Source organism: Aquihabitans sp. McL0605 (genome assembly GCF_049993875.1).
Lineage (GTDB): Bacteria > Actinomycetota > Acidimicrobiia > Acidimicrobiales > Iamiaceae > Aquihabitans.
On sequence record NZ_CP188252.1, the window covers coordinates 1,874,758 to 1,897,689 of the forward strand.

The following is a 22,932-nucleotide window of genomic DNA, read 5'->3' on the forward strand; positions in this document are numbered from 1 at the left end:
CCCCAGCGCGCTAGCGGGCGGTCCAGCCCCCGTCGACCACGATGGTCTGGCCGGTCACGTAGCGGGCGGCGTCGCTGGCGAGCCACGAGATGGCGCCCACCAGATCGTCGGCGGTGGCCACGTCGGGCAGCGGCGTGTTGCGGCGGAGCCACTGGCTCCCCCGCTCGCCCTCGAAGAGCGACTCGGTGATCTCGCTGCGGAAGAAGCCGGGCGCCACCGTGTTCACGCGGATGCGCTGCGGGGCCCACTGCACGGCCAGCTCGACGGTGAGCCCCGACAGCCCGGCCTTGCTCGCCGCGTACGACGCCTGCGGGATGCCCGGGATGCCGACGAGCCCGCTGATCGACGACACGTTGATCACCGAGCCGCGCCCGATCGCCACCATGTGCGGGTGGGCCGCCTGGGCGACCCGGAACGGCGCCACCAGGTTGAGGCGGAGGGTCTGGTCGATGTTGGCCGGCGCCTCGTCCTCGGCGCGGTCGCCGCCGATGATGTGGCCGGCCGTGTTGACCACGATCTCGGGCGGACCGAGGCGGGCGGCCACGGTGGGCACCAGGGCATCGAGCTGATCGTCGTCGAGGAGGTCGCACGCCACGGCCTGGCCGCCGATCTCGGCCGCCAGCGCTTCGAGGCGGTCGAGCCGCCGGGCCACCACCGCCACCCGGGCACCGGCCGAGGCCAGGGCCCGAGCCGCCGCCTCGCCCAGGCCCGACGAGGCCCCGGTGACCAGGGCGACGCGCCCGTCGAGCCGGAAGCGCTCGAACGCGGCGGGCACCGGGTCAGACAACGACGGTCCTGACGCCGTCGGCCTGGCGCAGCAGGTCGATCCCCTCGTTGATCTGGGCGAGACCGATGCGCCGCGAGACCATCGACTCGAGGTCGAGCCGGCCCGACTCGGCCAGGCGGATGAACCGCGGGATGTCCCGCAGGATCTGGGCCCCGCCCACCACCGAGCCCTGGATGCGCTTGCCCGAGAAGATGGCGCCGACCGCGGGGAGCGTGAGCATGGCGTCCTTCGGGGGCATGCCCACGAAGGTGACGACGCCGGCGGTGCGGACCATGCCGACAGCTTGGACCATCAGGTCGGGGTGACCCACCACCTCGAAGCCGAAGTCAACGCCCCGGCCGCCGGTGAGGGCCCGGACCTGCTCGACCGGGTCGCCGGCCGCCGGGTCGATCGCGTGGGTGGCGCCGACGGCGACGGCCGCGTCGCGTCGGGCCTCGGCCAGGTCGATCGCGATGATGGTGGCCGCCCCGGCGATGCGGGCGCCCTGCACCACCGACTGGCCGACGGCCCCGCACCCGATGACGGCGACGGTGGCGCCGGGCGTGACGCCGGCGGTGATGAGTGCGGCGCCCAGGCCGGTGGTGACGCCGCAGCCCAGGAGCGCGAGCTGCTCGTCGGCCAGGTCGGTCTGGACGGCGACCACCGAGGCCTCGTCGACCACCATCGCCTCGGCGAAGGTGCCGCAACCGCACAGCGCGGGGGCGGTCCGGCCGTCGGGGAGGGTGTAACGGTGGTGAGCCGACACGACGGGCTTGAGCTCGCAGTGCTGCGACATCCCGTTGAGGCACCACCAGCACCGGCCGCACGCGGGCGACACCGAGGCGGCCACGCGGTCGCCCACGCGCACGCGCTGGACCTCGGCCCCGACCTCCTCGACCACCCCGCAACCCTCATGGCCCGGCACCATCGGCAGCGGCAGCGCCGACAGGCCGTCGATGACGGTCAGATCGGTGTGGCAGATGCCGCTGGCGGACAGCCGGACGAGCACGTCGCGGGGTCCGACCTCGGGCAGGTCGAGGTCTTCGACGACGAGCGGCTGGCCCGCCTCGTAGGCGACTGCTGCGTGCATCGCATGGTCCTTCCCTGGGTCCCGAAGTGAGCGAGCGCTCGCTCATGGTAGGGCTGCCAGCGGCCCCCCACCAGCATCGGGACCGGCCACCGGCCATTTTCGACTTCCGAGTGAGGAACTACTTTCTTCGGGCTGCGATGCCGTAGTCTGGCCCGGTTCGCGCACGCCGCGCGGGTGCGTTCCGAGGAGGAATCGATTGGCCAGGCAACCGCCCCGCGCTTCCAAGTCGGTGACCGGTGCGCCACGCGCCAAGCGCCTCAACGCCGAAGCCCGCCGCAAGTCGATCCTGCAGGCCGCCCGCCGGGCGTTCTCCGAGACCGGCGACATGAACGGCACCACCATCCGCGCCATCGCCGAGAAGGGCGGCATCAGCGAGGGCGTGATCTACCGGCACTTCGAGAGCAAGGACCAGCTGTTCTTCGAGGCCGTGGTCGAGCCGCTCAGCGAGGCCGTCGACCAGCTCGTGGCCGCCACCGAGGTGGTCGACCGCGACGAGCCGCTCACCCCCGAGCGCCAGATCGAGACCCTCGAAGGCCTCTACCGCCAGCTGATCTCCACGCTCGAAGAGGTGCTCCCGCTCCTCGGGCTCGTGCTGTTCGGCGACCCGCAGGTGGCCAAGCGCTTCTACCGCGAGAGCTTCTCGGTGGCCATGGACCGCCTGGCCGAGGCGTGGCGCGAGGTGGAGCAGCGCTACGGGTTCGAGCTCGAGTCGCCCGACATCGCGGCGCGTGCCGTCATGGGCATCGCCCTCATGGTGTCGCTCGAGAGCCGGCACAAGCCCCGCTTCGACGTCGACCGGGCGGTGAAGCTGGTGAGCGAGGGGACCCGCGACGGGTTCTTCCCCGCCATCGGCGACCCCTCCTGATCGGACGGCCGGCCATGACCACCGCACCCGACGCACCTGAGGGCCCCGCCGCCCTGGTGCAGGAGCTCGGCCGCCGGTTCCGCGCCGGCGCCATCGACGACGCCCGCGCGCTCTACGCCCCCGGCATCTGCATCGAGCAGCCGGCATCGCTCCCCCACGGCGGCCGCAACGTCGGCCTCGGCGGCATCGACGCCATGTCGGCCACCTTCGCCCGCCACTGGGACCGGGTGATCGATCCGTCGTCGCGCCTGATCGATGCCGGCGACGTGGCCGTGATGGTCACCACGCAGACCTGGACGGCCAAGGACACCGGACGCTCGGCCACCACCGACGTGGTCGAGCTGTTCACCGCGGCCGACGGCGCCATCACCGAGATCCGCGTCTTCCCCCAGGACGTCCACGCCCTCCTGGCCACGCTCGACCCGCAGTAGCCGGGTCGACCCACCCACCCCACCATCCCCGGTGTGGTGGCGCGACGCCGAGCGGACGACCACCCCGCTGACGGGCCAGCGAGGGCTCGTCCGCGCGCCGATGTCGGCGCAGAAGGTTGACAGCCGAGGCTGCCGCCTGGGACAGTAAGTAACTGTGCGCTCACTTTCTAAGCGCCAGTGGAGGAGGTCCCGGTGCAGGAATACCCGCTGATCGATGCCGATGGGCACTACTACGAGCCCGACGACTGCTTCTCGCGCCACATCGAGGCCCGGTACCAGGACGCGACCATCCGGGTCGATCGCAGCAAGGACGGTCTCGGCCGCGTGTTCCTGGGCAGCTCGCGCACGTTCATGAGCGTGATGCCGGGCGACCACGCGTCGGCTCCGGGTGCGCTCCAAGGGCTCTTCGCCGGCGAGGTGGCCGACGGCTTCACCCACCGCGAGGTGATCAACGCCAAGGACCACCCGGCGTTCATCGACCGCGGCGCCCGCCTGGCCCTCATGGACGAGCAGGGCCTCGAGGCCACGATCATGCTCCCGACGCTCGGCGTGGCCGTCGAGCAGGACATGCAGGGCGATCTCGACCTCTGCTACGCCAGCCTGCGCGCGTTCAACCGGTGGCTCGAAGAGGACTGGGGCTACGGCGACGACGGCCGCCTCTTCTCCGTGCCGATGCTGTCGCTCCTCGATCTCGACCGGGGCCTGGCCGAGCTCAACCGGGTGCTCGAGGCCGGCGCCCGCGTGGTGCACCTGCGGCCCGGGCCCATCGGCGGCCACTCCCCCGCCGACCCCATGTTCGACCCGTTCTGGGCGACGGTGGCCGAGGCCGGCGTGCCGGTCGCGTTCCACGTGTCCAACAGCGGCTACAACGCCGACGTCGGCCGCCTGTGGTCCGAGGACCCGCGCAACCCCTCCCACAAGCAGTCACCGCTGCAGTGGGCGCTGTGCAGCACCGAGCGACCCATCGTCGACACGCTGTGCGCCCTCAGCCTGCACAACCTCTTCGGGCGCCACCCCGACGTGAAGATCATGTCGATCGAGAACGGCAGCAGCTGGCTGAAGGCCCTGCTCAAGATGGTCGACAAGGCCGCCGCGCTCGGTCGCCGCGGCCCGATGCTCGGCGGTGAGCTCCCGGCGCGACCCAGCGAGGTCCTGGCCGAGCACCTGTGGGTGTGCCCGTTCCCCGAGGAGGACGTCGTCGAGCTCATCGGCATCCTCGGCGCCGAGCACGTGCTGTTCGGATCGGACTACCCGCACCCCGAGGGGCTGCGCGAGCCGGCCGACTTCTGCGCCCTGCTCGACGGCTGCGACCCGGTCACCACCCGCCAGGTCCTCCGCACCAACACGGCCGGCCTGCTGGGCCTGCGCGACGCGGTGCCCGCCGGGTAGCGGCTCCCCACCTCAGCGATCACGGTCACCAGGCAGCGGGCGACAGGGGGTGCGGCAGGGCGATCGCCCGTGGCGCACCGCCGTCGCGCCCTCGGACAGGTGGCCCTCAGGTCCGGAGCTGGCGGGCGACGTCGGCGCCGAGGAGCACCTCGATGGCGCCGGCATCGAAGCCCAGCTCCTCGAGCACGCCGACGGTGTCCTCGCCCACGCGCGGGATCCGGCCGGCCGGTCCCCCACCTGCTGACGGGCCGCACCGCAGCAGCGGCCCGATCTGCTCGAACCAGCCCCAGTCGGCGGTGGCGTACGACGCCACCCGGCCGAGCAGGCGGTTCACCGGATCGTCGAGGATGCCGCGACGGAACTGGTCGCGGTCCATCGGCTCGATGGGCTCCACCAGCACGTCGGCGGCCCGCAGCCGCGTCACCCACTCGGCGGCCGAGGCGGCCTTGAACCCCACCTCGAGCGCCAGCTCGGCGTCCCGGGCGAGGGCGTCGTCGGTCCCGCCGCGCAGCGGGGCGTAGGTGGCGGGGAGCACCGCGTCGACGACCACGCCGCGCAGCCGCTCCCAAGCCGCGGCATCGGGCACCACGAGGGCGAACCACTCGCCGTCGGCGGCTTCGTAGATGCGGTAGCCGGGGCCGTACCCGGTCTGGCCGCCGTCGAGCTCGGGGCCCGGGATCACCTCGCCGTCGCGCTGGAACACCCCGCTCTGCAGGGCCATGCCGGCCCCGAGCAGGCTGGTGGCGACCTGCTGGCCCCGGCCGGTGGTGGCCTTGGCGTAGAGCCCGGCGAGGATGCCGATCGCGGCGACCCAGCCGCCGGTCATGTCGATCGGGATCCACGTGCCGGCGATGGGGTCGTTGCCCGCGCCACCGACCGCCACCTCGAAGCCGGTGAGCGCCTGCATCAAGGCGTCGTTGCCCGGCGACGTGGCCCGCGGCCCGCCCGTGCCGAAGCCGCTGGCGTGGCAGTAGACCGCACCGGGGTTGCGCTCGCCCACGACGGCCTCGTCGATGCCGAGGCGCGTCGACACGCCGACGCGGAAGTTGTGCAGCACCACATCGGCCCAGTCGAGGAGCCGCTCCACGACGGGGCGCGCGGCCGGGTCGCCGATGTCGAGCGCCAACCCGCGCTTGCCTCGCTGGCACGCCGCCACCGCGTACGCCGCGGCGCGCATGGCCTCGCCGGCGGGCGGCTCGACCTTGATCACATCGGCGCCGAGGTCGGCAAGCACCTGGGCCCCCAGGGGCCCGGCGACGAACGCCGAGAAGTCGACGACCCGCAGCCCCTCGAGCAGACGGTCACCGCTCGCCACCGGCGCCGGCCCGCCGGCGGTGCCGGCCACCGCGACCGGCCCCTCGGAGGGGTCTGCCGGCTTCCCATCGACCGCTTCCACCGGGTGGTCGACCAGGGGCGCCACGGCGATGGGCGAGCCGGCGACCAGGTCGTCGTGGCCGTCGTGCACCAGGGGCACGGACAGGCCGATCTCGGTGACGTGCGGGTCCGACAGCACCTCGCCGGGGTGGAGCACCGGCTCGCACGCCACGCCCGCAGCGCGGAGGCGCTCGATCCACACGTCGCGGGTCTGCGTGGCGAACAGCGACCGCCAGCGCAGGGCCCGGTCGTTCAGGGCACCGGTGATCTGGTCGTCGTAGTAGCCGTTCGGGCTCGGCTCGTCGCCGAGCACGTCGAGCAGGGCCACGTACATGCCCTTGCCGCCGAACCAGACCTGGATCAGCTCGCCGTCGGCGCAGCGGTAGAGGAAGTTGGGGAACGTCGAGCCGTGCTGCCAGTAGCTCTCGACGTCGGGCTTGGCCCGCTCGGGCCGGCCGATCATGCAGCCCAGCGTGGCGAGCATCCCGTCGTACAGCGAGGTGTCGGCCCACCCGCCCTCGCCCGTGGCGGCGCGCCGGTTCAGCAGGGCGAGCACCGAGGTGGTGAGCAGGAAGGCCGCCCCGGAGCCCGGCGCCCGGACGTCGACGAACGTGGGGCCGGGGCGGTGGCCGGCGAGCTGGGTGCAGAACCCGGCGCGGGCCTCGACGAGCAGGCCGAAGTCGTCGACCGCGCCCGCACCGGTGCGGCTGGGCCGGCAGCGGGCGTAGACCAGCGCAGGGTTGGTCCGGCTCACGTCGCCGTAACCCAGGCCCCGCTGCTCCACCACCGGCTCGTCGCCGTAGACCAGCGCCACATCGGCGGTGGCGAGCAGCGCAGCGATCTGCACCGGATCGTCGGTGGCGACGACCTGCTTGTCGCGGTGCCAGGAGCGCGTCCACGTGACGCCGCGGTCGATCTCGATGGGCTCGGTGCCGACGACCCGGGTGACGGTGGCGCCGAGGTCGGCGAGCATCCGGCCGGGCAGGCCGCCGGCGAGGCCGAGGCCGAGGTCGCTCACGCCGACGGCCACCTCCACCACGGCCAGCCCATCGCACGGCCCGGTCATGCCCGCGCTCCGGTGGTGGGCAGCTTCAGCTGCGGGAGCACCTCGGCGGCGGCCAGGGTGACCACCTCGAGCGTGTCGGCGGGGGTGGCCGGCGAGATCACGATGTGGCGGACGCCGGCGTCGAGGTAGGCCTGCACCCGGGCAGCCACCTCATCGGGGGTCCCGGCGGGGGCGATGCGGTCGAGCATCTCGTCGGGCTTGTCGCCGTAGGCGCTGCCGAGGAACTGGCGCACGTCGCGGCGGGCCCGGTCGCCGTCGGCGCGGATCGAGCAGTACAGGTAGAGCATCCACTCGAACCCGTCGAGGTCGCGGCCCAGCTCGTCGGCGTGGGTGGTGACCGTGTCGACGGTGCGGGCGTAGGCGTCGGCCGACAGGAGGTACGGCATCCAGCCGTCGCCGGCACGCGCCGCCCGCCGCATCGCCGGCGGCTTGCGCCCCGACACCACGATGGGCGGACCGCCGGGCTGCATCGGCGACGACGTCATCCCCGGCGGGACCACCGGGACGAGCTGCACCTCGTCGAGGTCGTGGAACCGGCCCTTCCGGGTGATCCGCTCGCCGGACCAGAGGGCCCGGAGGATCTCGATCCCCTCGTCGGTGCGGGCGCCGCGCTCGGCCACCGGCACGCCGACCGCGTCGAACTCGGCCGGGAACTCGCCGCCGACGCCGACACCCAGGGTGACCCGGCCGCCCGACCGGGCATCGAGGTCGGCCACCTGCTTGGCGATCACGACGGGGTGGTACAGCGGGAGCAGCAGGATCGCCGTGCCGACGCGCACCCGCTCGGTCCAGGCGGTGAGCAGCGCCAGGCGGGTGATCGCCTCGCCGGTGCCGGTGCGGGGCAGCAGGTGCCCGCCCTGCCAGACCGAATCGATGGGCAGCTGCTCCACGGCGGCGAGCCAGTCCCGGTCGGGCTCGGGGAGCGCCGCGGCCCCGAGGGTGATGCGATCAGCTGGCAACTCGACACCTCTCCGACTCGTCCCGGCACGGCTGCGGGCGCACTCCGCACCCCACCGCGAGAAGTGAGCGTACACTCTCAAACTGCTCCGGGGCCCGGCCCCCGAGCACCCCGCCCGACCAGCTGGCACCCTGCTGCCACCGACCGATCCGAAGGAGCACGTGGACGCCACCACCGGGATCCCCCCGGCCGTCACCGACGAGACCGAAGCGTTCTGGGCCGCCGCGGCCGAGGGCCGCCTGGTCATCGACCGGTGCACCGCGTGCGGGACCGACGCCTTCCCACCCCGCGGGATCTGCCGGGTGTGCCGCGGGCGGGTGCTCGAGCCCGTCGACGTCACGGGCCCGGGGCGCATCTACAGCCTCACCGTGAACCACCAGCGCTGGCTGCCCGACCTGGAGGTCCCGTTCGCCGTCGTGCTGGTGGAGTTCTACGACCACCCCGGCGTGCGCGTCGTCGGTCGCCTCCGAGGCATCGACCCGGCCGACGCCGCCATCGGCGACGAGGTCGAGGTGGGCTTCGAGCCCGGCCCCGGCGGCTTCGCCATCCCGAGCTTCGTGGCGGCCACCACCGCCACCGCCACGTCCACCAGCGCCACCGCAGCCACCGTCGAGGAGCGGGCATGAGCGCCGAGCACTTCGAGCACCGCGCCGTCATCTCCGGTGTGGGCCAGTCGGCGATCGGCCGCCAGATCGACCGGTCCGGGTTCCAGCTCACGCTCGACGCCATCCTCGCCGCGGTCGCCGATGCCGGGCTGACCATCGACGACATCGACGGCCTGGCCATGTTCCCCGGCGGCGGCGTCGCCAACGTGCCCGGCTACTCCACCGCCAACCTCTACGAGGTGCAGGACGCCCTGCGCATCACCACCCGTTGGCGCCAGGGCCAGGTCGAGGGGATGAGCCTGCCGTTCTCGGCGCCGGCCATGGCCGTGGCCTCGGGCGCCGCCCGCCACGTCGTGATCTACCGGACGGTGAAGGAGGGCAGCGCGGCCCGCAACGCCGGCGGCCGGCCCGCCTACGGCTCGACCAAGCCGGTGGCCGAGGGCCCGCTCGCGTGGCTGCTGCCGGTCGGGATGCTGTCGCCCGTCGTCCAGATCGCCCCGTACGCCGCCCGCTACATGCACGAGTTCGGCGTGACCCGCGAGCAGCTGGCCTGGATCCCCGTCACGCAGCGGGCCCACGCCGGCCTCAACCCCGATGCCGTCTACCGCGACCCGCTGACCGTCGACGACTACCTCGCCTCGCGGATGATCTCGACGCCGATGTGCCTGTTCGACTGCGACGTGCCCGTCGACGGCGCCACCGCCATCGTGGTGTCGGCCGCCGACACGGTCGCCGACCTGCGCAGCCCGGTGCGCATCGAGTCGATGGCCAGCGTCATCGACGGCCGACCGTCGTGGGAGCAGTGGGAGGACATGGGCCGCGTCGGCCACGCCACCGGCACCGCCCTCTGGGAGCGCAGCGCGCTCGGCCCCGCCGACGTCGACGTCGCCCAGCTCTACGACGGCTTCACCATCGAGGCCGTGTGGTGGCTCGAGGCGCTCGGGTTCTGCGAGACCGGTGGGGCGGGCGCGTTCGTCGAGGGCGGGCACCGCATCTCGCTCGACGGCGAGCTGCCGCTCAACACGTGGGGCGGGCAGCTCTCGGGCGGACGCCTCCACGCCGCGTTCGGCCACACGGCCGAGGCGGTCCGCCAGCTGCGCGGCGAGGCCGGCGCCCGCCAGGTGGCCGGCGCCGAGGTGGCCGTGGTGACCAACGTCGGCGGCTACGAGGCCGGCGCCGCCGTGCTGACCCGATGAGGGCCGGCCCGATGACAGATCTGAACGAACAGAGCACAGGAGCACAACGATGAGCGAGCGCGCAGGACGGGTCGAGGGCAAGGTCGCCATCGTCACCGGGGCCGGATCCACGCCAGGGGCCGGGATCGGCACGGGCAAGGCCACCGCGGTGCAGCTCGCCCGCGAGGGGGCGAGCGTGCTGCTCGCCGACCTCCACCCCGAACGGGCCGAGGAGACCCTCGCCATGATCGAGGCCGAGGGCGGCACGGCCAAGGTGTTCGCCGCCGACGTCACCAGCGCGGCGGACTGCGAGGCCATGGTGAACGCCGCCGTCGACGCCTTCGGGACGCTCGACATCCTCGTCAACAACGTGGGCCTGCCGAAGCTGGGCACCGTGGTCGACACCACCGAGGAGGAGTGGGACCGGTCGCTCGCCATCAACGTGCGCTCCGCGTTCCTGGCGTCGAAGTACGCCGTGCCGGTGATGACCGCCAAGGGCGCCGGCTCGATCGTGATGATCTCGTCGATCTCGGCGCTGCGCGGCGACGGCACCCTGGCCTACTCAGCCGCCAAGGGCGCCCTGCTCGCCATGACCGTGGACATGGCGTACTCGCACGGCCGCGACGGCATCCGCGTCAACGCCATCGCGCCTGGGCACATCACCACCCCCATGGTCATGTCGGTGTCGAACCCGGCGAGCTTCGAGTTCATGAACGCCATGCGCTCCGAGGCCGGCCTGCTCGGCACGCCCGGCGACGGCTGGGACGTGGCGTGGGCGGCCACCTTCCTCGCCAGCGACGAGGCCCGATGGATCACCGGCGCCACCCTCCCCGTCGAGTCCGGCGTCCTGAGCGTGACCCCCCTCCTCATGGCCCCCCACCTCCGAGGCGTCCCCGCACCCCCCGAGAGCTAGGCGCGGACCGGAGGTCGGGCAGACGACCGGGGCGCTGCCTACGCTCCCGGCATGGCGCTCCCATCGATGGCAGACCCACTCGTCCAGGTGACCCTCGCGACGGGTGCGACCGTCGGCGTGACCGACTCGGGCGGAGACGGACCGGTGATCGTGTTCAGCCACGGGCTGCTCATGGACCACACGATGTTCGCCCCGCAGGTCGACGCGCTGCGAGACGGCTACCGGGTGGTGACCTGGGACGAGCGCGGCCACGGCGAGGCCGAGCACGACGAGCCGTGGTCGTACTGGGACAGCGCCGACGACGTCCTGGCGCTGCTCGACCACCTCGGCGTCGAGCGCGCGGTGCTCGCGGGCATGAGCCAGGGCGGGTTCCTGTCGCTGCGCGCCGCGCTGCGGGCCCCGGAGCGGGTGCGGGGCCTGGTCCTGATCGACACCCAAGCCGGCGTGGAGGACCCCGAGATCGTGCCGTTGTACCTGGGGATGGCCGAGGCGTGGGCGGCCGACGGACCGGCCCAGGAGACGCTCGACTTCGCGGCGGCGGCGATCTTGGGCCCTCGCGCCGACGACGAATCGTGGAAGGCCCACTGGGCCGGCCTGCCGCCCCACCGCGCCCCGCAGATGATGCACCCGCTCGTGACCCGCGACGACCTGACCGACCGGCTCGGCGAGATCGCCTGCCCTGCGCTCGTCATCCACGGCGACGCCGACGCCTCCATCCCGGTCTCGAAGGCCGAGGACCTCGTCGCCGGCCTCCCCGGCGCCGAGCCGCTGGTGCTCATCGCCGGCGCCGGCCACGCCGCCAACCTGACCTTCCCCGAACCGGTGAACGCCGCCATCCGTTCCTTCCTCGACGACCTGGCCTAAGCCACGCCGACCACCTGCTCCACCCCACGCTCCGTTCTCTGGTCGATCTTCCCCTCCACGGGTGGACGATCGACCACAAAAGCCGAGGGCGGCGACCACCCCTCCGCTTTGTGGTCGATCTTCCCCTTCACGCGTGGAAGATCGACCACAAAGGCCGAGGGGGGGGGCGCGAGCCGGTGGCGGCAGGGCGGCCGCGTTGACACCTCGGACGGGCGAGCCCTAATGTAAGTGAGCGAATACTCTCAAACGTGCTGATGATGGGGACGACCTGATGACCGAGCTGCCCACCGACGGGACCGCCGTCTACGAGAAGTTCGCGGTGGCCGATGTCGACTCCCACATCATCGAGCCGGCCGACCTCTGGACCGCCCGCCTCGACCCGAAGTGGGGCGACCTCATCCCCCACGTGCGGTTCCACGAGCGCCGCCAGGAGGACTACTGGTACATCGGCGACCAGAAGCTCTACGGCGTCGGTGCGTTCGCCCAGGCGCAGTGGCCCGAGTTCCCGCCGTCGCACCCGAAGCGCCTGCAGGAGGCCTTCCTCCCGGCCATCGATGCCAAGGCCCGCCTGGAGTACAACGACTCGGTCGGCGTCCACTACCAGGTGCTCTACCCGAACATCCTCGGCTTCCACAGCCACGTCTTCTTGAACCACATGCCCAAGGAGCTGGCCACGCAGTGCGTGCAGGCCTACAACGACTGGCTCGTCGAGTGGGCGTCCGCCGACTCCAGCCGGCTGGTGCCGATGATGATGCTGCCGTTCTGGGACATCGACGAGTCGGTGGCCGAGATGAAGCGGGCCCACGACATCGGCCACAAGGGCGTGCTGTTCGCCGCCCGCTACGACAAGGTCGGGCTCCCCCGCCTCGTCGACGACTACTGGGAGCCGCTGCTGGGCCAGGCCCAGGAGATGGGCCTCAGCATGAACTTCCACGTCGGGTTCCTCAACAACCCCGAAGACCTCAAGGGCGCGGTCGACCAGTCCAAGAAGATGGACTTCACCCGCGAGAGCTCGCTCGTGCTGCTGGGCAACGCCCAGAACGTGGCCGAGGTGGTGCTGAGCGGGGTGTGCGAGCGCTACCCCGACCTCAACTTCGTGTCGGTCGAGAACGGTGCCGGCTGGCTCCCGTTCCTCGGCGAGAGCATGGACTGGCAGTGGCTCAACGTCGGCGCCCACCACGACTACCCGGGGCGCCTCCTGCCCAGCGAGTACATGAAGCGCCAGATCTACGGCATGTACTGGTTCGAGCAGGCGTCGGTGCAGCGGGTCCTCGACGTGATGGAGGACAACCTCATGTTCGAGACCGACTTCCCCCACGCCACCAGCCTCTCCCCCGGCCCGGCGTCGGAGTCGCCGAGCCCGAAGGTCGTGATGCAGCGCTCGATGGGCGGCGTTCCCGACGAGATCGCCGGCAAGGTCCTCCAGCACACCGCCACCCGCCTCTACGACCTCGATCCGCCCAAGCGGCCCTGACCCCACCCCTCCAGCGGGTCAGGCGATGACGCCGGCCTCCTTGAGGGCGGTGATGTCGGCCCACGTCAGGCCGAGCTCGAGCAGCTGCTGCTCGGTGTGCTCGCCGTGCTCCGGCGAGCGCTGCGGTGGCGTCGGCCGGCCGTCGAACTGGAACGGCGCCGCGACCGACGGCAGCGGATCGCCGACGCCGAGGTCGACCTCGCCGAGGTAGCCGTTGGCCACCACCTGGGGGTCGTGGGCCACCTCACCGGGTGACTGCACCGGCGCCCAGGCCCCACCGAGCCCGGCCAGCGCCTCGCACCAGTCGGCGTGGTCCCGCCGGGCGAAGATCGCGTCGAGCGCCTCCACGCACTCGCGGCAGTGCTCGCGGCGGGCGGCCAGGTCGGCGAAGCGCGGATCGTCGACCAGCTCGGGGGCGCCGATGGCCGCGCACAGGTCGGGCCAGTTGCGGTCGGCATCGATCATCACCAGGGCGATGAGGCGGCCGTCGCGGGTGCGGTAGTGCTCGACCAGCGGGTTCCAGGTGGCGAAGCGGTCCCGAGGCGGCTTGTCGGCGCCCGGTCCGCGGAGGGCGGCGTCGACGATGTCGGGCTGGATCTGCCACATGCCCACGCCGAGCAGCGACACGTCGATCTCCGACGGCACACCGGTGACGGCGCGCTGGTAGAGCGCCGCGGAGATGGCGCCGGCGATGGCGAGGCCGCCGGCGTAGTCGCCGAACGCGGGCGGCGGGAAGCGGGGCGGCTCACCGTCCTGCGGCGCGGTGAGCGACGACAGCCCGCTGCGCGACCAGTAGGCGGCGATGTCGTACCCGGCCCGGTCGGCGTGCGGCCCGCGGGCGCCTTGGCCGCTGCCCCGCACGTAGACGATGGCGGGGTTGGCGGCCCGGAGGTCATCGAGGTCGATCCGCAGGTGCCGGCGAGCCGACGACCGGAGGTTGGTCAGGAACACGTCGCTCTGGGCGGCGAACCGGGCCAGCAGCGCCCGGCCCTCGGGCGCCTTGAGGTCGATCGCCACCGACCGCTTGCCCCGGTTGGCGTGCTGGAAGTTGAGGTCGATGCCCTGGTACGTGGAGTGCAGGCCGTGGGTGGCGAGGCCGCGGTACGGGTCGCCCGTCACGGGGTGCTCGACCTTCACCACCTCGGCGCCCCACTCGGCCAGGATCGCCCCGGCCACCGGGACGAACACGTGCGAGGCCACCTCCAGCACCCGCACCCCCGCCATCGGGCCCGTCCCCGGTCCAGCCCCCTCGCTCGCAGCAGCCACCGGGCGTCAGTCCGTGCGGACCCAGACGGCCTTGGTGGTGAGGTAGGCGTCGAGCGCGTCGGGCCCGCACTCGTGGCCCCACCCGCTCATCTTGTGGCCGCCGAACGGGATCGCCGGATCGAACAGGTTGTAGGTGTTGACCCACACCGTGCCGGCCTTCATCCGGTGCGCCAGCGTGTGCGCCTTGCTCAGGTCCTTGGTCCAGACGCCGCCGGCCAGGCCGAAGCTGGTGGCGTTGGCCCGCTGCACCACCTCGTCCACCGTGTCGAACGGGAGCACGCAGGCGACGGGCCCGAAGATCTCCTCGGTGGCCACCCGCATGTCGTCGGTGGCGTCGACGAAGATCGTCGGCTCCACGAAGTAGCCGTCGTCGAGCGACCCGCCCGCCGCCCGCTGGCCGCCCACCACGGCGCGGGCGCCCTCGTCGGCGCCGATGCCGAGGTAGCCCGTCACCCGGTCGAGCTGGGTCTCCGAGACGACCGGGCCGATGCGGGTGCCCGGGTCGAGGCTGTCGCCGAGGGTCAGCTTCTGCGCGTACTCCGAGGCGGCGTCGATGAAGTCCTGGTAGATCGGGCGCTCGACGAAGATCCGGGTGCCGGCGGTGCAGGCCTGGCCCGAGTTCATGAACACACCCATGGTCGCCCCGGCGACGGCGCGGCGGAGGTCGGCGTCGGCGAACACCACGTCGGGCGACTTGCCGCCGAGCTCGAGCGTGAGCCGCTTCAGGTTGCCGGCCGACGCCCGCACGATGGCCTGGCCCGTGGCGGTCGACCCGGTGAACGCCACCTTGTCGACGTCTCGGTGCTCGGTGAGCGCCACGCCCACGGTCTCGCCCGGCCCGGTGACGATGTTGACCACGCCGTCGGGCAGCCCCGCCTCGGCCAGCAGCTCCCCGATGCGCAGGGGGACGAGGCTGGCCTCTTCGGCCGGCTTGAGGACCATCGTGCAGCCCGTCGCCAGCACCGGCGCCAGCTTCCAGAGCACGTTGTTGATGGGGCTGTTCCACGGGATGATCGACGCGACCACGCCCACCGGCGAGCGCAGCGTGTAGGTCAGGATCTCCCACGGCATCGAGTTGGGGAGCGTGTCGCCGCCGAGCTTGGTGGCGAACCCGGCGAAGTAGCGCAGCACCGACACGGCGTGCTCGGCGCCGGCCGCGGGTGCCGAGCCGATGGGCATGCCCATATCGACCGACTCCAGGAACTTCAGCTCCTCGAAGTTGGCTTCGACCACGTCGGCCACCGCCCACACCAGCCCCTGCCGCTGAGCCGGCGTGAGGCGCGACCACGGCCCCTCGAACGCGGCGCGTGCGGCCGCCACCGCCCGATCGACGTCGGTGGCGTCAGCGGCCGCGATCTCCGCGATGGTCGCCCCGGTGGAGGGGTTGGCGGTGGTGAAGGTCCGACCCGACGCGGCGTCGGCCCACTGCCCACCGATCAGCAGCTGCTTGGGGCGGCCGTCGAGGAACGGCAGGCGCTGGTCGGCACTGGCGGCGATGGTGGTCATCGGGCTCCTTGGTTGGTTCAGCTGCGGACGAGCCGGCCGGGCGCCACGTCGTCGACGTCGGTGCCGTCGGTGCGGACGGCGGTGCCGTTGACCCACACGTGCTCGATGCCGGTGCTGCGGACGACGAGGCGGTCGGTGCCGCCGGGCTGGTCGTGCACCCGCTCGACGGGCAGGGCGCCCACGGTGGCCGGGTCGAACGCCACCAGGTCGGCGTGGAAGCCCGCTTGCACGAGGCCGCGCTCGGGGATGCGGAACGCCTGGTGGGGGTGGCCGGTGAGGCGCCAGACCGCGTCCTCGAGCGACAGGGCGCCGCGCTCGCGGACCCAGTGCCCGAGCAGGTGGGTGGAGTAGCAGGCGTCGCACAGCTGGGTGGCGTGGGCCCCGGCGTCGGACAGGCCGAGCAGCGTGCGCTTGTCGGCCAGGAGCTCGGCCACCTCGTCGTCGCCGTCGTTCTCGAGGACGATCCGGTAGCGCGTGGCCATGTCGTCGCTGAGGGCCAGGTCGAGGAGCAGGTCGAACGGGGTGGTGCCGCGCTCGGCGGCGAGGGCGTCGAGCGGCACGCCCACCAGCTCGCCGTGGGTGCCGGTCTCCTCGACGCTGACCTTGGGCCAGCGCTGGCTCCACGCCTCGAGGGTGGCGGGGCGGGCCCGGTCGCGCCACGCCTGGTCGCGGTAGAGGTCGGCCCGCTCCTCCCGGGGGAGGGCGAGCACCTCCTTCCACTCGTCGAGCTCGGCGAACGGGATGGGGTCGGCCATGCCGATCTGCATGACGATCGGGCGGCACGCGATCTGCGGGTACACCTCGCCGGGCAGCGCGGCGCCGCGCTCGACGGTGCGCAGCGCGGCGCCCGGCTTGTCGGCGCGGGTGACGAGCGCGGTCCAGGTGACGGGGATGCCGTAGCGGACCGCGAGCTCCGAGAACTGGTCGATGAACAGGCCCGGCCCGATCGACACCTGCAGCACGCCCGCGCCCAGCTCGCCCAGCACCCCGGCGATGGCGGCCACCTCGTCGACCTCGGCGAAGCGGCTCGGCACCGGGCGGCCGAACGCGCCCTGGTGGGCGGGCTGGCGGGACGTGGAGAACCCGATGGCGCCGGCGGCCATGGCCTCGCGCACGAGGTCGCACATCTGCTCGACCTCCTCGGGGGTGGCGGCGCGCTCGTCGCCGCCCACCGTGAAGAGGCGCAGCGGCGAGTGGCCGATGAACGCACCGACGTTGAGGCGCTTGGGGAGGGCCTCGATGGCTGCGAGGTACTCGGGGTAGGTCTCGAAGCACCAGTCGATGCCCACCTCGAGCGCCTCGGCCGACATGCCCTCGACGTTCTCGAGCGTGCGGATGATCGTGTCTCGGTGCTCGGGCCGGGTGGGGGCCACGCCGAAGCCGCAGTTGCCCATGATCACGCTGGTGACGCCGTGCCAGTTCGAGGGCGTGAGGTTCGGGTCCCACAGGATCTGGGCGTCGTAGTGCGTGTGGATGTCGATGAAGCCGGGGGCGAGCACCAGGCCGGCCAGGTCGACCACCTCGGTGCCGTCGGTGGGCACGAGCGACCCGGGGACACCGATTGCCTCGATGCGCCCTCCGGTGACCGCCACGTCGGCCGCGCGCGCCGGCGATCCGGTGCCATCGATCAACGTGGCGTTGCCCAGCAGCAGGTCCATCGGTGCTCCGACGCTCTCGTTCCCCGGTCACGGTGACCGTAGCCACCAACATAGCGAGCGTTCGCTTACTTTGGTAGCCTCGACCCCCGTGGACGACCGCCTCCTGCACCGGCACAGCTTCTTCATCGGGGGCCGGTGGGTCCCGCCCGCCAGCGACGCCCTCCTCGACGTGATCTCCCCCTCCACCGAAGAGGTCGTGGGGTCCGTCCCGCTGGCCACCACCGACGACATCGACCACGCCGTCGAGGCCGCCCGCGCCGCGTTCGACCGGGGGCCCTGGCCGCAGATGGCGCCCGGGAAGCGAGCCGACCTGCTGGCCCGCGCCGCCGACCTGCTGCGCAAGCGGACCGACGAGATCGCCGCCGTCACCACCGAGGAGATGGGCTGCGCCATCAGCCAGGCCCCCAAGGCCCAGACCGGCCTGGTGGCACCCGTGTTCGACTACTACGCCGAGCTCATCCGCACCTTCGAGTTCGAGCGCCAGGTCACGGCCGGACCGCGCCACGGCCTCCTCGGCCTGCTCCCCGTCGGCGTGGTCGGGGCCATCGTGCCGTGGAACGCACCCGTCACCCTCGCCGCCTGGAAGGTGGCGCCGGCCCTGGCCGCCGGCTGCTCGGTGGTGCTCAAGCCCCCGCCCGAGTCGCCGCTCAGCAACTACCTCCTGGCCGAGGCGCTGGAGGAGGCCGGCATCCCCGACGGCGTCATCAACGTGATCCCCGGGGGGCGCGAGGTCGGCGAGCACCTCGTCACGCACCCGGGCACCGACAAGATCGCCTTCACCGGATCCACCGCCGCCGGCAAGCGGATCATGAGCCTCTGCGGCGACCAGGTGAAGCGCGTGTCGCTCGAGCTGGGCGGCAAGTCCGCGGCGATCGTCCTCGACGACGCCGACTTCGATCTCGTGGTGCCGACGCTCGTCGGTGGAGCCATGCACCTGTCCGGTCAGGTGTGCGGCGCCCACTCTCGGGTGTTGGTGCCACGGGCTCGCTACGAGGAGCTGGTCGACGCCGCGGCCGCCGTCGCCGCCGGCATCACCGTCGGCGACCCGCACGACCCGGCCACCCTCGTCGGGCCCCTCGTCGCCGAGCGCCAGCGCGACCGCGTCGAGGGCTACATCGCCTCCGCCATCGCCGACGGCGCCCGCGTGGCCGCCGGCGGAGGGCGCCCCGCCCACCTCCCCAAGGGCTGGTACGTCGAGCCGACGATCCTGGCCGACGTCAGCAACGACATGCGCGTGGCCCGCGAGGAGATCTTCGGCCCGGTCCTGTGCCTGATCCCCTACGACGGCGACGACGACGCCGTCCGCATCGCCAACGACTCCGACTTCGGCCTGGCCGGCGGCGTGTGGTCGGCCAGCGACGAGCGGGCGCTCGGCATCGCCCGCCGGATGCGCACCGGCAGCGTCACGGTCAACGGCACCGCCGCCCCGTTCCCGCTCGTGCCCTTCGGCGGGTTCAAGCAGTCGGGCCTCGGCCGCGAGCTGGGCCCCGACGGCCTCCTCGGCTACCTCGAGCCCCGCAGCATCGGCCTCCCGCCCGCCCTCGCCTGACCAGCCCCACCCCCAACCGTTCGAACTTCACCCGTCGCCCCACCCCGACCGCTCGAACGTTCTGTGACTGCCCGGTGAAGTGCCCGGGTGATCACAGAACGTTCGGGGGGGGGCTTGGGCCCGGTGGGGGCGGGGGTCGGGGTCAGAGGTCGAAGGGGTAGTGGCAGCGCCACTCGACGACTTGGCCGGCGGCGTCGAGGCGCATGGTGTCGGCGCCGGGGCGGTCGGTGCCGTCGGGGTGGTGGACGGTGTAGATGAGCACCACGCTGTCGGTGCCGGCGTACGAGCGGTCGAGCGTGTAGCGGATGCCGGGGGTGGCTCGGACGAACGAGTCGGCGACGTACTGGCGCACGGCGTCGAACCCCTCGATGGTCGTGACGGCCGGGTCGCCCACCAGGCGCGACACGAACGGCGAGCTGAACACCACGTCGGGCGCGAACGGGCCGACGATCAGGTCGGTGTCCTCGCCGTTCCAGCCGTCCTCCCAGTGGCGCTCCATGGCGGTCACCGTGGCGCCGCTCACCGCCGACACCCCATCCACGCGCTTCCATCCGGTCATACCTAGAAAGTAATCGCTCACCTTGTTAGCGTGCTCGGCGATGGACCCTGCCCCGTCGGTCGCGCCGATCACCGACGACTGGCGCGCCCACCACTTCGACCACCTCTCCCCCGCGCTCGCGCAGGACCTCCACGACACGCTCACGCACATGCGAGAGGACCACCCGGTCACCTGGAGCGAGGAGCACGGTGGGTTCTGGGTGGTGACCCGGCACGCCGACGTGCTGGCGGTGGCCCAGGACTGGGCGGCGTTCAGCTCGGCCCAGGGCGTGTCGATCCCGAAGACCGAGTCGACGGTCGTCGCCATCCCCGAGCACATCGACCCGCCGCTGCAGAAGAGCTACCGCCAGGTCATCAACGCCTACTTCACGCCCCAGGCCGTCGCTCGCTTCGAGCCCGATGCCCGGGCCCTCGTCACCCGGCTGATCGACGGGTTCGTCGAGACCGGCTCGTGCGACTTCCTCGCCGAGTTCGCCCGGCCCTTCCCGGGGCTGGCGTTCTTCGAGCTGATCCTCAACGCCCCCGCCGACACCGTTGCCTCGCTGAACGAGACGGTGATGGCCGCCACCAACCCGAACAACCCCGAGCGGGGGCAGGCGTGGGTGGCGCTCAACACGTGGATCGCCGGGTTCGTGGCCGATCGGCGCCGGGAGCCGGCCCAGGGCGATGTGGTCGACGCCATCCTCGGCGCCACCATCGACGACCGGCCGATCACCGAGCCCGAGATCATCGGGATGATCCAGCTCCTGATCCTCGGCGGCCTCGACACCACCGCCGGGGCGCTCGGCCAGTTCATGCTCCGGTTCGCCGACGACCCCGCCATCCCCGAGCTGCTGCGGCACCAGCCCGATGCGATCCCCCGTGCCGTCGAGGAGCTGCTGCGCCTCGACGGCCCGTTCATCGCCATCGCCCGCACCGCCACCCGCGACGTCGAGGTGGGCGGCCAACCGATCGCCGAGGGCGACAAGGTCCTCATCTACTGGGCGTCGGCCAACCGCGACGAGGCCGAGTTCCCGTGCCCCCACGCCTTCGACATCGACCGCACCCGCAACCGCCACCTGGCCTTCGGCGCCGGCCCGCACCGCTGCGCCGGTTCCAACCTGGCCCGCATGAACCTGCGCGTCGCCGTGGAGGAGCTGACCCGCCGGCTCGTCGACGTCCGCCTCCAGGACGGCGCCGCCCCGATCGAGTTCCACTCGGTCCTGAACCGCGTCCCCCTGTCGGTCCCCATCACCTTCACCCCCGGGCCCCGCCGCAGCTGAGCGCAGGTTGGGTGCGACCGGCGCCGACCTGGCACCATCCCCCTCCATGGCCCTGCAGCACCACACCTACTTCGACGACCGCGTCCAGAGCATCGGCTTCGAGCAGGAGGGGGCTCGCCAGAGCGTCGGCGTCATGGCGGCCGGCGACTACCACTTCGGCACCGACGCCCCCGAGCGCATGACCGTGGTGTCGGGCGAGCTCGTGGTCCAGCTGCCCGGCTCGTCCGACTGGCAGGCCTTCGGCGCCGGCACCTCGTTCGAGGTCCCCGGCTCCAGCGCCTTCGACCTCCAGGTCGCCGCGCCCACCGCCTACCTCTGCGAGTACCTCTGACCTGAGCCCGCCCTCAGGGCGGAAGCCGCCTGACGCAGGTCCTGGCCGTGATCAGTTGACGCCCGCCGCCTGCAGCAGGGCGGACTCCACCTCGTTGACCGCACGGGTGGCCGCGTTGAGGTGGGCGGTGAGGGGCCGCATCTGCTCGTAGTCCTGGTGGGGCGCGACCTCGATGCAGCCGTTGGTGAACTCGCTCAGCTCGCCGGCGTAGGTGCGCAAGGGCCGGGCCACCGCTTGGGCGGACTCGGGGACGCGGGTGGCGGCGTCGTAGATCGGCGGCAGCGAGTCGTGGATGTGCCTGCACGCGTCGAGGATGCGGTCCCAGTCCCAGCCGGGCCCGTCGGGCGGCCGGGCATGCTCGCCGACGATGGCGGGCGTGAACTCCTGCTCGGTGATGACCACCGGCTTCGCGATGGCCGGGCACGAATCGAGCATCCACCGGTCGAGCTCGCCGCCGACCTTCGCGTCCGGGTGGCACAGCTCCTTGGTGGTCCGATCGGCATCGCTTGCCGATCGACCCAAGATCGAGCACCCGGCAACGGACACGACCAGCACGATGGCCACCACGACCGATGCCACCGCTCCGAAGCGCGAGCGCGCCCGCACCGGTCCTGCTCGTCTCCATCCGCCTCGGTCCACCGGGTCCCATCGGCAGTCCCGGCACCGGGCTGAAGGAACCGGGCGAAGGGCGGAGCGACCTCGCCGGTTCGAGGGCTGGAAGTAGGTTGGCTCGATGCGGATGGCGGGGCGGAGGGGCTGACGACCACCAGCGCCGTGCCCGCGCCCGATGTGCACCCCGCACCCGATGCCATCCCCGACGGGCCACGGCACGAGCATGGTCCTGGCCACCGAGTGCGGCGACTGACCCAGCCGGGCCGCCTCAGGTGCCGGCGGCGTCGAGGTCGGCGAGGTCCTCCGGCGAGAGGACGAGATCGCCGATGGCCATGTTCTGCTCGAGGTGTGCCACGCTCGACGTGCCCGGGATGAGCAGGATCGAGTCGTCGTGGGCGAGGAGCCAGGCCAGGCCGACCTGGGCCGGCGTGGCGCCGAGGCGATCGGCGACGGCGACGACCGCCGGGTCGTCGACCACCTTCGGCAGGTGCGGGAACGCCGAGCCGAGGGGGAAGTACGGGGCGTAGGCGACGCCGGCGTTGTGGCAGGCGGCGAGCACATCGGCGTCGTGCTGGTCGAGCAGGCTGAACGGGTTCTGGACGCACACGATCCCTGCGGTGGCGATCGCGGTCTGGACCTCGGCCAGCGGTGCGGTGGAGATCCCGATGCCGCCGATCTTGCCCTCGTCGCGCAGTGCGACCATCTCGGCCAGCTGGTCCTCCAGCGGGACGACCTCACCATCGCTGTGCTCGTCCATGCGCCGCAGGTTCACGGCGCCCAGCTGATCGATCTCGAGCGAGCGGAGGTTGTCCTCGACGCCCCGCCGGAGGTCGGCCGGCGTCTGGGCGGAGACCCATCCACCCTGGGCGTCGCGCTCGGCACCGACCTTGGACACCAGGAGCAGGTCCTCCGGGTACGGGTGCAGCGCCTCGCGGATCAGCTCGTTCGAGACGTCGGGCCCGTAGTACTGCGACGTGTCGATGTGGTTGACGCCCAGCTCGACGGCCCGCCGCAGCACGGCGAGCGCCTCGTCCCGGTCGCGGGGAGGACCGAAGACGCCGGGACCGGGGAGCTGCATGGCCCCGAAGCCGATGCGGCGGACCGAACGGCCGGCGAGCGAACCAGAGAACGTGAACGACTGCATGGCCGCCACGCTAGGGACGACCACCCGAGCTTCCGCCCGGCACCCCGTGCAGAAGCGAGTCGCAGGGACACGGTTG

At 72.7% G+C, this 22,932-nt stretch carries 21 protein-coding genes; 11 read left to right on the forward strand and 10 right to left on the reverse strand.

From position 1 onward, the window contains the following. Positions 1-10: 10 nt before the first annotated feature. Positions 11-787 (reverse strand): SDR family NAD(P)-dependent oxidoreductase, encoded by a 777-nt coding sequence (locus tag ACPPVX_RS08530; protein ID WP_426574465.1) that lies wholly within the window; start codon positions 785-787, stop codon positions 11-13. Next, entirely contained in the window at positions 780-1,856 is a 1,077-nt protein-coding gene (locus ACPPVX_RS08535) for a Zn-dependent alcohol dehydrogenase (RefSeq protein ID WP_426574467.1), read from the reverse strand. Before ACPPVX_RS08535 ends, ACPPVX_RS08530 begins: the two co-directional genes overlap by 8 nt. Positions 1,857-2,085: 229 nt before the next feature. Between ACPPVX_RS08535 and ACPPVX_RS08540 the strand changes: the two genes are divergently transcribed. The 3 genes from ACPPVX_RS08540 (at position 2,086) to ACPPVX_RS08550 (ending at position 4,541) form a co-directional block, all read left to right on the forward strand. After that, the gene (locus tag ACPPVX_RS08540; protein ID WP_426574468.1) at positions 2,086-2,721 is read left to right on the forward strand and encodes a TetR/AcrR family transcriptional regulator; all 636 of its coding nucleotides are present in this window, start codon (positions 2,086-2,088) and stop codon (positions 2,719-2,721) included. A 14-nt stretch (positions 2,722-2,735) separates the two neighbouring features. Next, on the forward strand, positions 2,736-3,152 hold the full coding sequence (locus ACPPVX_RS08545) for a nuclear transport factor 2 family protein (RefSeq protein ID WP_426574469.1): 417 nt from the start codon (positions 2,736-2,738) through the stop codon (positions 3,150-3,152). A 192-nt stretch (positions 3,153-3,344) separates the two neighbouring features. Next, complete coding sequence (locus ACPPVX_RS08550; RefSeq protein WP_426574470.1) at positions 3,345-4,541, forward strand: amidohydrolase family protein; 1,197 nt, start codon at positions 3,345-3,347, stop codon at positions 4,539-4,541. Between the two features lie 106 nt (positions 4,542-4,647). On the opposite strand, the gene ACPPVX_RS08555 is transcribed toward ACPPVX_RS08550, so the two are convergent. After that, entirely contained in the window at positions 4,648-6,981 is a 2,334-nt protein-coding gene (locus ACPPVX_RS08555; RefSeq protein WP_426574471.1) for a CoA transferase, read from the reverse strand. Next, a complete protein-coding gene (locus tag ACPPVX_RS08560; protein WP_426574472.1) occupies positions 6,978-7,940 on the reverse strand; it encodes an LLM class flavin-dependent oxidoreductase in 963 nt (320 codons plus the stop codon). The genes ACPPVX_RS08555 and ACPPVX_RS08560 overlap by 4 nt, the downstream gene beginning before the upstream one ends. Positions 7,941-8,100: 160 nt before the next feature. Here ACPPVX_RS08560 and ACPPVX_RS08565 point away from each other — a divergent pair, with 160 nt between their 5' ends. The 5 genes from ACPPVX_RS08565 to ACPPVX_RS08585 all read left to right on the forward strand — a co-directional run bounded on the left by ACPPVX_RS08565 (position 8,101) and on the right by ACPPVX_RS08585 (position 12,970). Continuing rightward, complete coding sequence (locus ACPPVX_RS08565; protein ID WP_426574473.1) at positions 8,101-8,565, forward strand: Zn-ribbon domain-containing OB-fold protein; 465 nt, start codon at positions 8,101-8,103, stop codon at positions 8,563-8,565. Continuing rightward, positions 8,562-9,740: a thiolase family protein gene (locus tag ACPPVX_RS08570; RefSeq protein WP_426574474.1), complete on the forward strand. Its 1,179-nt coding sequence runs from the start codon at positions 8,562-8,564 to the stop codon at positions 9,738-9,740. The genes ACPPVX_RS08565 and ACPPVX_RS08570 overlap by 4 nt, the downstream gene beginning before the upstream one ends. Before the next feature lie 49 nt (positions 9,741-9,789). Continuing rightward, on the forward strand, positions 9,790-10,632 hold the full coding sequence (locus tag ACPPVX_RS08575; protein WP_426574475.1) for an SDR family NAD(P)-dependent oxidoreductase: 843 nt from the start codon (positions 9,790-9,792) through the stop codon (positions 10,630-10,632). Positions 10,633-10,683: 51 nt separating this feature from the next. Next, positions 10,684-11,496 (forward strand): alpha/beta fold hydrolase, encoded by an 813-nt coding sequence (locus ACPPVX_RS08580; RefSeq protein ID WP_426574476.1) that lies wholly within the window; start codon positions 10,684-10,686, stop codon positions 11,494-11,496. Positions 11,497-11,767: 271 nt separating this feature from the next. Then, complete coding sequence (locus ACPPVX_RS08585; RefSeq protein ID WP_426574477.1) at positions 11,768-12,970, forward strand: amidohydrolase family protein; 1,203 nt, start codon at positions 11,768-11,770, stop codon at positions 12,968-12,970. Positions 12,971-12,988: 18 nt separating this feature from the next. Here the strand turns inward: ACPPVX_RS08585 and ACPPVX_RS08590 are convergent, their stop codons facing one another. From ACPPVX_RS08590 to ACPPVX_RS08600, 3 genes are read right to left on the reverse strand one after another with little or no spacing between them, the layout of a single operon-like run. Continuing rightward, a complete protein-coding gene (locus tag ACPPVX_RS08590) occupies positions 12,989-14,194 on the reverse strand; it encodes a CaiB/BaiF CoA transferase family protein (protein ID WP_426574478.1) in 1,206 nt (401 codons plus the stop codon). Positions 14,195-14,242: 48 nt separating this feature from the next. Then, on the reverse strand, positions 14,243-15,742 hold the full coding sequence (locus tag ACPPVX_RS08595) for an aldehyde dehydrogenase family protein (protein ID WP_426574479.1): 1,500 nt from the start codon (positions 15,740-15,742) through the stop codon (positions 14,243-14,245). A gap of 17 nt (positions 15,743-15,759) precedes the next feature. Next, positions 15,760-17,400 carry an N-acyl-D-amino-acid deacylase family protein gene (locus ACPPVX_RS08600; protein ID WP_426574480.1) on the reverse strand — a complete coding sequence of 547 codons (1,641 nt, stop codon included), beginning with the start codon at positions 17,398-17,400 and terminating at the stop codon, positions 15,760-15,762. An 88-nt stretch (positions 17,401-17,488) separates the two neighbouring features. Between ACPPVX_RS08600 and ACPPVX_RS08605 the strand changes: the two genes are divergently transcribed. Continuing rightward, a complete protein-coding gene (locus ACPPVX_RS08605; RefSeq protein WP_426574481.1) occupies positions 17,489-18,949 on the forward strand; it encodes an aldehyde dehydrogenase in 1,461 nt (486 codons plus the stop codon). Between the two features lie 142 nt (positions 18,950-19,091). Here ACPPVX_RS08605 and ACPPVX_RS08610 read toward each other — a convergent pair whose 3' ends face one another. Next, complete coding sequence (locus ACPPVX_RS08610) at positions 19,092-19,508, reverse strand: nuclear transport factor 2 family protein (RefSeq protein WP_426574482.1); 417 nt, start codon at positions 19,506-19,508, stop codon at positions 19,092-19,094. Between the two features lie 40 nt (positions 19,509-19,548). Between ACPPVX_RS08610 and ACPPVX_RS08615 the strand changes: the two genes are divergently transcribed. Together ACPPVX_RS08615 and ACPPVX_RS08620 are read left to right on the forward strand one after the other, a co-directional pair. After that, positions 19,549-20,769 (forward strand): cytochrome P450, encoded by a 1,221-nt coding sequence (locus ACPPVX_RS08615; protein WP_426574483.1) that lies wholly within the window; start codon positions 19,549-19,551, stop codon positions 20,767-20,769. Between the two features lie 46 nt (positions 20,770-20,815). Continuing rightward, a complete protein-coding gene (locus ACPPVX_RS08620; protein WP_426574484.1) occupies positions 20,816-21,100 on the forward strand; it encodes a pyrimidine/purine nucleoside phosphorylase in 285 nt (94 codons plus the stop codon). A gap of 51 nt (positions 21,101-21,151) precedes the next feature. Here ACPPVX_RS08620 and ACPPVX_RS08625 read toward each other — a convergent pair whose 3' ends face one another. Together ACPPVX_RS08625 and ACPPVX_RS08630 are read right to left on the reverse strand one after the other, a co-directional pair. After that, on the reverse strand, positions 21,152-21,706 hold the full coding sequence (locus ACPPVX_RS08625) for a hypothetical protein (RefSeq protein ID WP_426574485.1): 555 nt from the start codon (positions 21,704-21,706) through the stop codon (positions 21,152-21,154). A 274-nt stretch (positions 21,707-21,980) separates the two neighbouring features. Continuing rightward, positions 21,981-22,856: an oxidoreductase gene (locus tag ACPPVX_RS08630; protein ID WP_426574487.1), complete on the reverse strand. Its 876-nt coding sequence runs from the start codon at positions 22,854-22,856 to the stop codon at positions 21,981-21,983. Positions 22,857-22,932: the final 76 nt, after the last annotated feature.

Coding starts and splice junctions, on each gene's coding strand:
- ACPPVX_RS08570 (WP_426574474.1), top strand. CDS start 8,562: ATGAGCGCCGAGCACTTCGAGCACCGCGCCGTCATCTCCGGTGTGGGC.
- ACPPVX_RS08610 (WP_426574482.1), bottom strand. CDS start 19,508: ATGACCGGATGGAAGCGCGTGGATGGGGTGTCGGCGGTGAGCGGCGCC.
- ACPPVX_RS08575 (WP_426574475.1), top strand. CDS start 9,790: ATGAGCGAGCGCGCAGGACGGGTCGAGGGCAAGGTCGCCATCGTCACC.
- ACPPVX_RS08595 (WP_426574479.1), bottom strand. CDS start 15,742: ATGACCACCATCGCCGCCAGTGCCGACCAGCGCCTGCCGTTCCTCGAC.
- ACPPVX_RS08580 (WP_426574476.1), top strand. CDS start 10,684: ATGGCGCTCCCATCGATGGCAGACCCACTCGTCCAGGTGACCCTCGCG.
- ACPPVX_RS08555 (WP_426574471.1), bottom strand. CDS start 6,981: ATGACCGGGCCGTGCGATGGGCTGGCCGTGGTGGAGGTGGCCGTCGGC.
- ACPPVX_RS08545 (WP_426574469.1), top strand. CDS start 2,736: ATGACCACCGCACCCGACGCACCTGAGGGCCCCGCCGCCCTGGTGCAG.
- ACPPVX_RS08535 (WP_426574467.1), bottom strand. CDS start 1,856: ATGCACGCAGCAGTCGCCTACGAGGCGGGCCAGCCGCTCGTCGTCGAA.
- ACPPVX_RS08620 (WP_426574484.1), top strand. CDS start 20,816: ATGGCCCTGCAGCACCACACCTACTTCGACGACCGCGTCCAGAGCATC.
- ACPPVX_RS08615 (WP_426574483.1), top strand. CDS start 19,549: ATGGACCCTGCCCCGTCGGTCGCGCCGATCACCGACGACTGGCGCGCC.
- ACPPVX_RS08585 (WP_426574477.1), top strand. CDS start 11,768: ATGACCGAGCTGCCCACCGACGGGACCGCCGTCTACGAGAAGTTCGCG.
- ACPPVX_RS08600 (WP_426574480.1), bottom strand. CDS start 17,400: ATGGACCTGCTGCTGGGCAACGCCACGTTGATCGATGGCACCGGATCG.
- ACPPVX_RS08590 (WP_426574478.1), bottom strand. CDS start 14,194: ATGGCGGGGGTGCGGGTGCTGGAGGTGGCCTCGCACGTGTTCGTCCCG.
- ACPPVX_RS08630 (WP_426574487.1), bottom strand. CDS start 22,856: ATGCAGTCGTTCACGTTCTCTGGTTCGCTCGCCGGCCGTTCGGTCCGC.